This is a genomic window from Micromonospora sp. WMMD730, assembly GCF_049178955.1.
In the GTDB taxonomy this organism is placed as follows: domain Bacteria; phylum Actinomycetota; class Actinomycetes; order Mycobacteriales; family Micromonosporaceae; genus Micromonospora; species Micromonospora wenchangensis.
Map to the genome: position 1 here is coordinate 5,661,953 of NZ_JBMHML010000002.1, position 12,597 is coordinate 5,674,549.

11 protein-coding genes are annotated in these 12,597 nt (G+C 74.0%); 6 read left to right on the top strand and 5 right to left on the bottom strand.

Annotated elements, in window-relative coordinates; all coding sequences use genetic code 11:
* Positions 1-107: 107 nt before the first annotated feature.
* The 5 genes from frr to ACN265_RS23975 all read right to left on the bottom strand — a co-directional run bounded on the left by frr (position 108) and on the right by ACN265_RS23975 (position 5,133).
* Positions 108-665 carry a ribosome recycling factor gene (gene frr, locus ACN265_RS23955; RefSeq protein ID WP_204923838.1) on the bottom strand — a complete coding sequence of 186 codons (558 nt, stop codon included), beginning with the start codon at positions 663-665 and terminating at the stop codon, positions 108-110.
* Between the two features lie 86 nt (positions 666-751).
* Positions 752-1,519, bottom strand: a complete 768-nt coding sequence (gene pyrH, locus ACN265_RS23960) for a UMP kinase (protein ID WP_088645508.1) — start codon at positions 1,517-1,519, stop codon at positions 752-754.
* Positions 1,520-1,690: 171 nt separating this feature from the next.
* Entirely contained in the window at positions 1,691-2,518 is an 828-nt protein-coding gene (gene tsf, locus ACN265_RS23965) for a translation elongation factor Ts (RefSeq protein WP_363652264.1), read from the bottom strand.
* A gap of 135 nt (positions 2,519-2,653) precedes the next feature.
* Positions 2,654-3,532 (bottom strand): 30S ribosomal protein S2, encoded by an 879-nt coding sequence (rpsB, locus tag ACN265_RS23970; RefSeq protein ID WP_420119558.1) that lies wholly within the window; start codon positions 3,530-3,532, stop codon positions 2,654-2,656.
* A 314-nt stretch (positions 3,533-3,846) separates the two neighbouring features.
* The gene (locus ACN265_RS23975) at positions 3,847-5,133 is read right to left on the bottom strand and encodes a hypothetical protein (RefSeq protein WP_421409641.1); all 1,287 of its coding nucleotides are present in this window, start codon (positions 5,131-5,133) and stop codon (positions 3,847-3,849) included.
* Positions 5,134-5,366: 233 nt separating this feature from the next.
* On the opposite strand from ACN265_RS23975, the gene ACN265_RS23980 reads away from it, so the two are divergent.
* The 6 genes from ACN265_RS23980 (at position 5,367) to ACN265_RS24005 (ending at position 12,528) form a co-directional block, all read left to right on the top strand.
* Positions 5,367-5,726 (top strand): YraN family protein, encoded by a 360-nt coding sequence (locus ACN265_RS23980; protein ID WP_204923834.1) that lies wholly within the window; start codon positions 5,367-5,369, stop codon positions 5,724-5,726.
* Between the two features lie 64 nt (positions 5,727-5,790).
* Positions 5,791-7,311 (top strand): YifB family Mg chelatase-like AAA ATPase, encoded by a 1,521-nt coding sequence (locus tag ACN265_RS23985; RefSeq protein WP_420119560.1) that lies wholly within the window; start codon positions 5,791-5,793, stop codon positions 7,309-7,311.
* Complete coding sequence (locus ACN265_RS23990; RefSeq protein ID WP_420119561.1) at positions 7,308-8,480, top strand: DNA-processing protein DprA; 1,173 nt, start codon at positions 7,308-7,310, stop codon at positions 8,478-8,480. The genes ACN265_RS23985 and ACN265_RS23990 overlap by 4 nt, the downstream gene beginning before the upstream one ends.
* A gap of 69 nt (positions 8,481-8,549) precedes the next feature.
* Positions 8,550-9,881: a serine hydrolase domain-containing protein gene (locus ACN265_RS23995; protein ID WP_420119562.1), complete on the top strand. Its 1,332-nt coding sequence runs from the start codon at positions 8,550-8,552 to the stop codon at positions 9,879-9,881.
* A 284-nt stretch (positions 9,882-10,165) separates the two neighbouring features.
* The gene (locus ACN265_RS24000; RefSeq protein WP_421409644.1) at positions 10,166-11,221 is read left to right on the top strand and encodes a tyrosine recombinase XerC; all 1,056 of its coding nucleotides are present in this window, start codon (positions 10,166-10,168) and stop codon (positions 11,219-11,221) included.
* A gap of 122 nt (positions 11,222-11,343) precedes the next feature.
* The gene (locus ACN265_RS24005) at positions 11,344-12,528 is read left to right on the top strand and encodes an aminotransferase class V-fold PLP-dependent enzyme (protein ID WP_421409647.1); all 1,185 of its coding nucleotides are present in this window, start codon (positions 11,344-11,346) and stop codon (positions 12,526-12,528) included.
* Positions 12,529-12,597: the final 69 nt, after the last annotated feature.

Here is a 12,597-nt window from a genome sequence, read left to right on the forward strand (position 1 = left end):
CCTCCAGGACGGCGGCACCCCCACGACGACGGCGACCCCAACGACGACGGCACCGGAGCGACGCCGCCGTCAGGCGGTGCCGCGCCGGTGCCGTGGCAGCCGGGAGCTCAGACTTCGAGCAGCTCCGACTCCTTGTGCTTGACCAGCTCGTCGACGGTGGCGACGTACCGCTGGGTCAGGTCGTCGAGTTCCTTCTCGGCGCGGCGGCCGTCGTCCTCGCCGACCTCGCCGTCCTTGACCAGCCGGTCCAGCTCTTCCTTGCCCTTGCGGCGGACGTTGCGGACCGCCACCTTGGCTTCCTCGCCCTTGTGCCGGGCCACCTTGATCATTTCGCGGCGGCGTTCCTCGGTCATCTGCGGGAGCAGGATGCGCAGTTGGTTGCCCTCGTTGTTCGGGTTCAGCCCGAGGTCCGAGTCGCGGATCGCCTTCTCCATGGCGTTGATCTGCGAGTTGTCGTACGGCTTGATGATGACCATGCGCGGCTCGGGCACCCCGATGGACGCCATCTGGGGCAGCGGGGTGGGCGTGCCGTAGTAGTCGATGATGACCTTGGAGAACATGGCGGCGTTGGCGCGACCGGTACGGATGGCGCCGAACTCCTCCTTGGCGTGCTCGACCGCACGCTCCATCTTCTCCTCGGCCTCGAGGAGGGTGTCGTCGATCACCGGTCTCCTCGCCTCCTTCTGTTGCTCGTCGTGGGCTGATCTGCTGCTCTGGTGCGGAGGACCGCTGCGGTGGCCGGCGGGATCGGTCAGGCGGTGATCAGCGTACCGATCTTGTCACCGCCGACGGCCCGGATGATCGTGTCCTCGCCCTGGGCGCCGAAGACCAGCATCGGCAGCCCGTTCTCCATGCAGAGGCTGAACGCCGCCGCGTCGGCCACCCGCAGGTTACGGCGCAGCACCTCGGAGAAGGTGATCGAGTCGAACTTGCTGGCGTCCGGGTCGATCCGCGGGTCGGCGCTGTAGACGCCGTCCACGCCGTTCTTGCTCATCAGCACCACGTCGGCGCGGATCTCCAGGGCCCGCTGGGCGGCCACCGTGTCGGTGGAGAAGTACGGCATCCCGGCGCCCGCGCCGAAGATCACCACCCGCCCCTTCTCCAGGTGCCGGATCGCCCGCAGCGGAATGTACGGCTCGGCGACCTGGGCCATCGTGATCGCGCTCTGCACGCGCGTCTCGATGCCCTCCTTCTCCAGGAAGTCCTGCAACGCCAGGCAGTTCATCACGGTGCCCAGCATGCCCATGTAGTCGGCGCGGGCCCGGTCCATGCCGCGCTTCTGCAACTCCGCGCCCCGGAAGAAGTTGCCGCCGCCGACCACCACGGAGACCTGCACACCACGTCGTACGACGGTGGCGATCTGCCGGGCGATGGCCTGCACGACGTCCGGGTCGACACCGATCGCCCCACCGCCGAACACCTCGCCGGAGAGCTTCAGCACCACTCGGCGGGCGCGGCCGGGCGGCGGCGCCGTCGGGTCGTCCGCCTCCAGGCTCCGGTCGTTCACAACCTGTGTCATCCGCCCCGCCCTTCCCGCGCGCACGTCGACCGCGCCGCGTCACCGCGTACCTGCCCGTTGCCGACCCTATGTGACGAGGAGGCCCCGGTGCCTGTCACGTACACCGGCGGCCTCCTCGTCGACGTTGCGTTCCCGCCCGGGCGCGGTGTCCGCGCCCGGTCCGTGGGCGGCTCAGGCCTGGCCGACCTCGAACCGGAGGAAGCGGGTCACCTCGATGCCGGCCTCGGCCAGCACCTGCTTGACGGTCTTCTTGTTGTCGGACACCGACGCCTGCTCGATCAGGACGTAGTCCTTGAAGAAGGCGTTCACCCGACCCTCGACGATCTTCGGCAGGGCCGCCTCGGGCTTGTTCTCCTCGCGGGCGGTCTGCTCGGCGATGCGCCGCTCGGACTCGACGACGTCGGCCGGCACCTCGTCGCGGGTGACGTACTTCGGGCGCATCGCGGCGATCTGCATCGCGGTGCCCCGGGCGTCGGCGTCGGCGGCCTCGTCGGTCTTGCCGGTGTACTCCACCAGCACGCCGACGGCCGGCGGCAGGTCCTGGCTCTTGCGGTGCAGGTAGACCGCGACGGTGCCGTCGAGCTTGGCGAAGCGGTTCAGCACCAGCTTCTCGCCGATCTTGGCGGACTGCTCCTGGACCAGGTCGGCGACGGTCTTGCCGTCCAACTCGGTGGCGAGCAGCTCCTCGGCGGTGCCGACGCCGCTGCGCTCACCGTGCTCGACCAGCTGCTGGGCCAGGGCGACGAAGGCGTCGGTCTTGGCCACGAAGTCGGTCTCGCAGTTGAGCTCCAGCAGCGCCTTGCCCGAGTGCGCGATGAGGCCGTTGGCGGCGGTCCGGCCGGCCCGCTTGCCGACGTCCTTCGCGCCCTTGACGCGCAGGATCTCGACGGCCTTGTCGAAGTCGCCCTCCGCCTCGGTGAGCGCCTTCTTGCAGTCCATCATGCCGGCGCCGGTGAGGTCGCGGAGCTTCTTGACATCCGCGGCGGTGAAGTTGGACATGACTCTCTCTTCGGTGTTGAGACTGCGGTGGGTGGTCTGAGGTGCCGGTTTACCCGGAACAGCACCGGACGTGCCCGGCAGAAACCGTCGCACCCCGCCGCCCGGTCGTCCGGGCGGCGGGACGCGACGGTGCGGTCACTCGGCGGCGGCGGTGGCCGGCTGCTCGGCCGGCTGCTGCGCGTCGGCCGCCGGCTGCTGGGCCTCGGCCGCCGGCTGCTCGTCGGCCTTCTTCGGCTCCAGCAGCTCGCGCTCCCACTCGGTCAGCGGCTCGTCGCTGCCGACCTGACCCGCCTCCGGCTTCTCGTCGCCACCGCGACGCCGGCCGGAACGGGCGATCAGGCCGTCGGCGACGGCGGCGGCCACGACCTTGGTCAGCAGCTCGGCGGAGCGGATCGCGTCGTCGTTGCCCGGGATCGGGAAGTCGACCTCGTCCGGGTCGCAGTTGGTGTCCAGCACCGCGATCACCGGGATGCCCAGCTTGCGGGCCTCGTCGACGGCGATGTGCTCCTTCTTGGTGTCGACGATCCAGACCGCGGCCGGGAGCTTCTGCATGTCCCGCAGACCACCGAGGGTCTTGGTGAGCTTGGTCTTCTCGCGGAACAGCTGGAGGGTCTCCTTCTTGGTGTACCCGGCGGCGGTGCCGGTCAGGTCACCCAGCGCCTCCAGCTCCTTCATCCGCTGGAGCCGCTTGTACACCGTCTGGAAGTTGGTCAGCATGCCACCGAGCCAACGGTGGTTGACGTACGGCTGACCGACCCGGGTGGCCTGCTCGGAGATGGCCTCCTGAGCCTGCTTCTTGGTGCCGACGAACAGGATGCTGCCGCCCTCGGCCACCGTGTTGCGCACGAAGTCGTACGCCTTCTCGATGTAGTCGAGGGTCTGGCGCAGGTCGATGATGTAGATGCCGTTGCGCTCGGTCATGATGAAGCGCTTCATCTTCGGGTTCCAGCGCCGGGTCTGGTGCCCGAAGTGGACACCGCTCTCCAGCAGCTGACGCATGGTCACGACGGCCATGGTGGGGTACTCCTCAAGATCCCTGGTTGTTCCGCCCGACCGGTGGCCGGGCGTCCTGGCGCCTGGTCGCCGGCCATGGTGGGCCCGACGGGATCGGGACCAGGGAGGCCGTCGCCCCACGACGAGACGTGGAGAGGGCACGCGAGGTCGACCGCGCAAGGCGGTCGCCAAGAGCCCAGTGTACGCCCCCACCCCGCCACCCGGCCCCGGGCTCCCCTCCGGCGCAGGGACGGCCCGGGACGGGGGTGCGGCCACCCACGGCCCAGCCGGCTGGCGGGCGGCTCAACGGGCGGCGAGGACTGCCGACGGGCGGGTCAGCGGGCGGCGAGGGCGGCGGCGACGAAGAGGACCAGCCCGATGGTGAGATAGGCGGTCGGTGGGCGCAGCCAGCCCCGGTCGCCGTCGGCCATCGCCAGCCCGCCGGCCCGCAGCCCGTACAGGCCGCCGGCGAAGATCGGCAGACCGGCCACCAGGAAGACGCCCACGACGACGTGCGCCACCGGGACCGGATCGCCGGTCAGTCCGTGCAGCAGCACCCGTAGCGCCGGGATCTCGAAGACCAGCACCGACAGGCCCAGCAACGCCGCCAGCGCCGGCCGCCGGGTGCGGTAGACGCCGTCGGAGGCCGGCGCGCCCGTCCGGTACGTCCCGTCGGGGCCGGCCACGCCGTCCGGACGGGGCACGACCGGCGCCATCGGGCCGGTCGGCACCTCCAGCGGGGAGGGCTCGGCCGGCCGGCTCGGCTCGACGATCGGATAGTTGCCCAGCGCCGCCGGTCGACCCGCCTCGGAGCCGGCCAGCGGGCCGACCCCGCTGACCCCCAGCACACCGGAGTCGGCGGCGAACCGACCGGTGCCGCCGTCAGCCGCGCCGAACCGACCGGCACCGCCCGACCGGCCCGGGTCGCCGACGCCCCGGTCCACCCCGGGGCCGGTCAGCAGGCCGGCCCCGGTGTCACCGGCCCCCCGCACCGGGAGGCCACCGAGCGCCCCGACGCCGGTGTCGCCGCTCGACCGGGCCGCGCCGAGCGGGCCGCTCCCGGTATCGCCCACGCTCCGTCCCAGGCCGGTGTCGGACAGCCGGCCGGTGCCGGTGTCACCCACACTCCGCCCCGGCCCGGTGTCCGTCAGGTGGCCGGTGCCGGTGTCGCTCACACTCCGTCCCAGACCGCCGTCGGCCAGCCGACCGGTACCGGTGTCGCCGATGCCCCGGGGGGAGCCGCCGAGCGCTCCCGTGCCGGTGTCCCCGAGCGGCCCGGAGTCGCCGACGCCGGCCTCCCGGGCGGCCCGTCGGCCCACCCGGTCGGTGGGGAGTTCGCCGGAGACCTCCGGTTCGTCCCGACGGAGCCGGGTCGGCCGGTATCCGGCGGAGTCGCCCGCGCCGTCACCCAACGGGTCGGCCGCGTCGAAGCGCCCCGGGTCGAGGCGTTTCGCGTCCGCGTACCGGCCCTCCTCGGCAGCCCGCTGGTCGGGTGTCCGCAGCTCGTCGTACCGGCGCACCCCGCTCGCCGTCCGCCAGTCCGGGTCGTCGTACGCGCGGTCCCGGCCGGCCGGGTACCAGCGCGACTCCTGATCTTCGGGGTAGCTCCGTCGTGCGTCCACGTCCGGCACCGTATGCGACCGACCCGTCCGACGCCATTCGCAGGTCGGACGGCTGAACACGACCGATCGGGCGGATCGTCCCCGGCGACCGACCGGCCCCGGAGCAGGACGTATCCGGGTTTCCATAGCACGTCGGGGCCTTGATCGTCCGGTCGTCCACAGGCCCCCGGGTTGTCCACAGCCGGGGTGACGGGGGTCGCGTTCCGCCCGTCCCCACCCGGACGCTGACCGTCATGACCAACCGGAACCAGGCGATCGGCGCGTACGGCGAGCGGTGCGCCGTACGCCATCTGATCGGGGCCGGGCTACGCCCGGTGGCCCGCAACTGGCGCTGCCGGGCGGGCGAGATCGACGTCATCGCCTGGGACGGCCCGGTCCTCGCCTTCTGCGAGGTGAAGACCCGCCGGGGAGACACCTACGGCAGTCCCGCCGAGGCGATCGTCCCGGCCAAGGCCCGGCGGTTGCGCGGGCTCGCCGTCCGCTGGCTGGCCGAGACCGGGACCACCGCCGACGAGGTCCGCTTCGACGTCCTGTCGGTCCGGCTGCCACCCGCCGGACCGGCCCGCGTCGAGCATCTCAAGGGGGCCTTCTGATGGCCGGCGGGCGTCGGGACGAGGACCGGCGGGCCGGCAGGCGGGTCCGGGCGGGGGTGGCGTGGTGAGCTACGCCAAGGTGCTCGGGGTGGGCCTGGTCGGCGTCACCGGCCACCTGGTCGAGGTCGAGGCGGACCTCTCCCCCGGGCTGCCGGCGGTCGTCATCTCCGGGCTGCCGGACACCGCCCTGCACGAGGCACGGGACCGGGTCCGCGCGGCCGTGGTCAACTCGGGGCAGCGCTGGCCCAACCGCCGGATCACCCTCAACCTGCTGCCCGCCACGCTGCCCAAGTACGGCTCGGCCTTCGACCTGGCCATCGCGGTCGCCCTGCTCGGTGCCGCCGGTGAACTGCCGCTGCTGCCGGTGGAGGGGGTGGTGGTGCTCGGCGAGCTGGGGCTCGACGGGACGGTCCGGCCGGTTCGTGGCGTACTGCCGATGGTCACCGCCGCCGTACGCGCCGGGCTGGACCGGGTGGTCGTACCGGTGGGGAACGCGGCGGAGGCGGCGGTGATCCCCGGGGTGCGGGTCCGCGCCGTCGACACCCTGCACCGGCTGGTGGCCTTCATCCGGGACGGGACGCCGCTGCTCGAACCACCGCCACCCGCCCCCGCCGAGGCGGCGGCCGGGCCGGATCTCGCCGACGTCGCCGGGCAGGGCCTGGGCCGACGCGCGGTGGAGGTGGCGGCGGCCGGCGGACACCACCTCTCCCTGCTGGGGCCACCCGGTGCCGGCAAGACCATGCTCGCCGAGCGGTTGCCGTCGATCCTGCCGGAACTCGACGACGCCGCCGCGCTGGAGGTGACCGCGCTGCACTCGATCGCCGGCACCCTGCCGCCGGACGGGCGGCTGCTGCGCCGTCCACCGTTCCAGGCACCACACCACTCGGCCACCGTGGCATCCCTCGTCGGCGGTGGCTCGGGACTGGCCCGGCCGGGGGCCCTGTCGCTGGCGCACCGGGGTGTGCTCTTCCTCGACGAGGCCGCCGAGTTCAGCAAGGCCGCCCTGGAGGCGTTGCGCCAGCCGCTGGAGAGCGGTCAGGTGCACCTGACGCGGGCCCGTGGCGGCACCCGGTACCCGGCCCGGGTCCAGTTGGTGCTGGCCGCCAATCCCTGCCCCTGCGCCCGGCCCGGGGGCGACACGCTCTGCGAGTGCAGCCCGCTGGCCCGCCGGCGGTATCTCGGCCGGCTCTCCGGTCCGCTGCTCGACCGGATCGACGTACAGGTCCGGGTGCTGCCGGTGCGGGCGGCCGAGTTGATGGGCACCGACCCGGACGGTGAGCCCTCGGCGGCGGTCGCCGCCCGGGTGGTGGCGGCGCGCGGGGCTGCCGCCGAGCGGTGGGCTGCGGTCGGGCACCGGCTCAACGCGGAGGTGCCCGGCCCGCTGCTGCGCCGCCCACCGTGGCGGCTCGCCGCCCAGGCCACCGCCGACCTACGCGGTCGACTCGACCGGGGTTCGCTCTCGGCCCGGGGCTTCGACCGGATCATCCGGCTCGCCTGGACGATCGCCGACCTCGACGGCCGGACCCGGCCCGATCAGGAGGACGTCCGGGAGGCCATCGGCCTCAGAACGGGGGAGGAAGCGTGACCAGCATCGAGGACCTGCACGCCCGGGTGGCGCTCACCTGGCTCGCCGAACCGGGCACCCGGTCGGTGTACCGCCTGGTGGGCCGGCTGGGTGCGGCGGCCACCCTGGAGTTGCTGCTCGACGGCGGTGCGCCCGACGACGCGTTGCGGGCGACGGTGGCGGCCCGGCTGGACGCCGGCGATCCCAGGACGGTGGCGGCCGGGGCGGTGGCGCTCGCCGACCGGCTCGGCGCGCGGATCGTCTGTCCCGCCGACGACGAGTGGCCCGCCCCACTGGGTGACCTGGAAGGGCTCGAACTGCCCGGGGCGAGCCGCAAGGTCGACCGGGAGACCGCCCCACCGCTGTGCCTGTGGGTACGTGGCGGGTGGCCGCTGGCCGAGGTGCTGGACCGGTCGGTCGCGGTGGTCGGCGCACGGGCCGCCACCGGCTACGGCGTACACGTCGCCACCGAACTCGGGTACGGCCTGGCCGACCGGGAGTGGACGGTGGTCTCCGGCGGCGCGTTCGGTATCGACGCCGCCGCCCACCGAGGCGCGTTGAACGCCGGTGGGGTGACGGTGGCGGTGCTGGCCTGCGGGGTGGACCGTCCCTACCCGATGGGCAACTCGGCGCTCTTCGACCGGATCGCCGAGACCGGCCTGCTGGTCAGCGAATGGCTGCCGGGTGCGGAGCCGTTGCGTCCCCGTTTCCTGATCCGCAACCGGGTGATCGCCGCCGGGACCCGGGGCAGCGTGCTGGTCGAGGCGGCGGCCCGCAGCGGCGCGGCCCAGACCATGCACCGGGCGATCGCCCTCCAACGGCCCTCGATGGTGGTGCCCGGCCCGGTCACCTCGGCGCTGTCCGTCGGCGCACACGAGCTGCTGCGCGAGTACGACCGCACCCGACTTGTCACCGGGCTCGCCCACGTGTTGGAGGAGGTGGGCCGGATCGGGGTCGACCTGGCGCCACCCGCCCGGGGTGCGGCCCGCCCGACCGATGTCCTCGACGACGAGGCGACCATGCTGCGCGAGTCGATGCCCCGACGCGGCACGGTCGGCGCGGACGTACTGGCCGCCCGGGCCGGCGTTCCGGTCCGGACGGCGTTACGCAAACTCGCCCTGCTGGAGGAGTTGGGTCTGGTGGCCCGCCGCGCCGACGGCTACGCCCTCACCCGGCCCCCGTCGCGCTGAGGCGGAGACGACGGATGCCACCCGAAGGTGCCACCCCGGTGGACGGGTTCGGATGCGATGATCGCTGCCGTGTCGATTCCCCGTCGTTCCGTCCTCGGTCTCGGATTCGCCGCCGCCCTCGGGCTGACCGGCTGCGCGCAGCACCCGTCCACCGGGCCGGCCGGCTCCTGGGCCACCCCGGTCCCCGGTGACGGCTCGCAGGGCGGCCAGGGTGCGGCGGCCGCCGGCCGACCGGGGGCCGCCGCCCGGGGTGCCGCCCCGACCGTGACCAGAAAGCCGCGCACGCTCACCGTGGCGCTCCAGCGCTACCTCCAGCCCACCACCGAGAACCCGAAGCACCCGACGTACGCCGGGGCGGTGGTGCTGGCGACGACCGACGGTGAGCCCACCGACCACCTGGCGGTCGGTGAGGCGCTGCGCTACGACGCCGGGCCGGTGCTGCTGCCGGCGGCGAAGCGGGTCGCCATGCGTCCCGACTCGATCTTCGACCTGGCCTCGCTCACCAAGGTCTACACCGCGATCCTCACCCTGCAACAGGTCGACAGTGGGCGGATCGACCTGGACGCGCCGGTGGTGCGGTACCTGCCCGGGTTCACCGGCACCGGCAAGTCCACCGTCACCGTGGCGATGCTGCTGGCCCACACCAGCGGCCTGCCGGTCGGGGCGAAGGTGACCGGCTACTCGACGATGGCGCAGCGGTGGCAGGCAGTGCTGGCCACCCCGCTGGTCAGCGGCGCCACCCCGGGCACGGTGTTCCGCTACTCCAGCGTCGGTCTGATGGTGGCCGGAAAGATCGTCGAGCAGGTCACCGGGCTCACCCTCGACCGGGCCCTGAAGACCTACCTGACCGGCCCGTTGGGGCTGCGCTACACCGGGTTCAACCCCAACACCTGGCTCAGCTCGGCCGACCGGGCCAACCGGCTGGTCGCCACCGACGCCCGTTCCTCCCGAGGGCTGCTGCGGGGTGTGGTGCACGACGACGTCGCCAACCACCTCGGCGGCATCGCCGGTCACGCCGGCATCTTCGCCCCCGCCAGCGAGGTTGCGGTCATCGGGCAACTGCTGCTCGACGGCGGCAGCTACGGCGGGAAGCGGATCCTCGCCGAGAGCACCGTCGCCCGGATGCTGCGCAACGCCAACACCGGGTTGCCCGCCGTCGACCCCGACCGGCCGGGACGCACCTCCGACCACGGCCTCGGCGTGGTGCTCAACCAGCCCTGGTTCATGGGCAGGCTCGCCCGGCCCACCACCTTCGGACACACCGGGTTCACCGGCACGTCGTTCCTGGTCCAACCGGACCGTCGCCGGGTGCTGGTGCTGCTGACCAACCGTGCCCATCCGAACTGGAGCTGGGCCGACCCGGACCCGGCCCGCGTCGCCGTGGCCAACGCGTTCGCCTGACCCGCTCCCGCCGCCGACCGGACCACAGCCCGAGCATCCCGCGCCCACCGGCCGCCCCGCCGGAGCACCACCACCTCCCTCCACCCGCCGCCCGTCCACCCGCCTCCTCCGGCGGCCCGTCCGCCTCCGGATGGCTTGCCGGGCCCCGCGGGTCGTCCGGTCGGCGGTGTCCCCCTGCCGGCGTCCGTAAGCTGGGCCGGTGAACCCGGACGAGTGGTCGGTCGCAGGTCGACAACCGTCGACCCCCGGCAGGTGCCGCCGGGGACCTCGGCGGTGGCAGCGCGATGAGTAGTCGCAGGCCGGGGACCCGGGCCACCCACCAGGCACTGCCGCCGGCCATGCGGGACGCGGTCGACGGCTTCGCCGTGCACCTGGCGCAGGTACGCAACCGCTCCGCGCACACCGTCCGGGCGTACGTCGCCGACCTGGTCTCGCTGCTCGACCACGCGGTCCGGATGGGTTGCGCGGCCCCCGCCGACCTGGATCTGGGCGTGTTGCGCAGTTGGCTGGCGAAGCAACGGACCACCGGCGCGGCATCCAGCTCGTCGGCTCGACGGGCCGCCGCGGCGCGTACCTTCAGCGGCTGGGCCCACCGGTCCGGCCTCCTGACGACGGACGTGGCCGCCCCGCTGGCCACCCCGAAGACACGTCGGGAGCTACCGGTGGTGCTCCGCGCCGACCAGGTCGCCACCCTCGTGGAGGCCCCGGGCCGCAACCGGCCCACCGCCCCGGGCCACGACGGGCCTCCCGCCGCGCTACCCGACGCTCCCTCCACCGGGGCACCTCCCGCCCCGACCACCGGTGGGGCCTCCCCGGAAGTGGACCCGGCGGAGGAGGCGGTCCTGTCGCGTGACCGGGCACTGCTCGAACTGCTCTACGCGACCGGCGCGCGGATCAGCGAGGTGTGCGGTCTGGACACCACGGACGTCGACCGGGAACGTCGGGTGATCCGGGTCCTCGGCAAGGGCAACCGGGAACGGACGGTCCCGTACGGGCTGCCGGCGCAGCGGGCGGTCGACAGGTGGTTGGCGGCCGGTCGACCCGAACTGGCCGGCCCGGACTCCGGGCGGGCCCTGTTCCTCGGTGCCCGGGGGGGGCGGCTGCACCCGACGACGGCCCGGCGGATCGTGGCCGGGTACGCGCGGGCCGCCGGACTACCGCCGACCAGCCCGCACGGGCTGCGGCACTCGGCGGCCACCCACCTGTTGGACGGCGGGGCCGACCTGCGGGCGGTGCAGGAGCTGTTGGGGCACTCGTCCCTGGCGAGCACCCAGATCTACACCCACGTGTCGGTGGAACGACTCCGCGCCGCCTACCGGCAGGCCCATCCCCGGGCCTGACCGCCCTCCGGGGCCGGAGCCGGCCCACCCCCCGGGAGTCGTGGGGCCACGCCGTCGGCGGGGTGCGGTGACCGGTGACGATCCGCCCGGCCGCCCGGCGGCATGCGGGCTACGATCGCCCGATGAGCGTCCCGACGCCGCCCGAGTCGATTCCCGGGGCCCGACTGCTCTTCACCCTCGACCCCTCGGTCAGTTACCTCAACCACGGTGCGTTCGGTGCGGTGCCGCTCAGCGTGCAGCGCACCCAGCAGCGGCTGCGCGACGAGATGGAAGCCAACCCGCAGCGCTTCTTCGGGATGGCGCTGATCGACCGGCTCGCCCACACCCGACGGCACCTGGCCGCCTTCCTCGGTGCCGATCCGGAGGGCACCGCCCTGGTCGGCAACACCACGACAGGGGTGGCCGTGGTCCTCCAGTCACTCGGCCTACGCCCCGACGACGAGGTGCTCGGCACCGACCACGGGTACGGCGCGGTGAACTACTCCGTCGCCCGGGAGTGCCGCCGGACGGGCGCGACCACCCGTGCCCTGCACCTGCCCCGGTCGGCCACCGACGCGCAGATCGTGGAGATCGTCCGGGCCGGCCTGCGCCCGGGGCGTACCCGGTTGCTGCTTGTCGACCAGCTCACCTCGGCCACCGCCCGGGTGCTGCCGGTCGCCGCGCTGGTGGCGGTGGCCCGGGAGCACGGCATCCCGGTGCTGGTGGACGCGGCACACGTGCCCGGGATGCTGCCGGTGCAGGTCGACGCGATCGGGGCCGACTTCTGGGTGGGTAACCTGCACAAGTGGGGGTTCGCCCCGCGCGGCACCGCCGTGCTGGTCGTCGCCCCGTCATGGCGGACGCGGATCGAGCCGTTGGTGGTGTCCTGGCAGCAGGCCGAGGGCTTCCCGGGCAACGTCGAGTGGCAGGCCACCCTCGACTACACGAGTTGGTTGAGCGCCCCGGCCGGTCTCTACGCGCTGCGCAGCCTCGGCGTCGAGCGGGTCCGGGCGCACAACGCCGCACTGGCGGCGTACGGGCAGCGGGTGGTCGGGGACGCGCTCGGGGTGCCCCCGGCCGACCTGCCCGACCCGGGCGGGCCGGGGGTGGCGATGCGGATCGTGCCGTTGCCGGCGGGCGTCGCCGGCACCCTGGAGGAGGCCGCTGCCCTGCGCGGCCTGATCGCCGATCGCCTCGCCGCCGAGGTGGCGGTGATGGCCTGGCACGGGCGGGGTTGGCTGCGGCTGTGCGGGCAGGTCTACAACACCCCCGACGAGTACGAGCGGCTGGCGGCCCGGCTGCCGGCGTTGCTGGCCGGGCGGGGCTGAGCCGACGCCGGCGGAGCGCCGACCGCACCGGCAGGGTGCCGCGTCGTCCCGCCGGGCGACCCCGTCCGG

Excerpts from the sequence above, each read along its gene's own strand:
- pyrH (WP_088645508.1), bottom strand. The coding sequence starts at position 1,519 with ATGACACAGGTTGTGAACGACCGGAGCCTGGAGGCGGACGACCCGACG.
- tsf (WP_363652264.1), bottom strand. The coding sequence starts at position 2,518 with ATGTCCAACTTCACCGCCGCGGATGTCAAGAAGCTCCGCGACCTCACC.
- rpsB (WP_420119558.1), bottom strand. The coding sequence starts at position 3,532 with ATGGCCGTCGTGACCATGCGTCAGCTGCTGGAGAGCGGTGTCCACTTC.
- ACN265_RS23980 (WP_204923834.1), top strand. The coding sequence starts at position 5,367 with ATGACCAACCGGAACCAGGCGATCGGCGCGTACGGCGAGCGGTGCGCC.
- ACN265_RS24000 (WP_421409644.1), top strand. The coding sequence starts at position 10,166 with ATGAGTAGTCGCAGGCCGGGGACCCGGGCCACCCACCAGGCACTGCCG.
- ACN265_RS24005 (WP_421409647.1), top strand. The coding sequence starts at position 11,344 with ATGAGCGTCCCGACGCCGCCCGAGTCGATTCCCGGGGCCCGACTGCTC.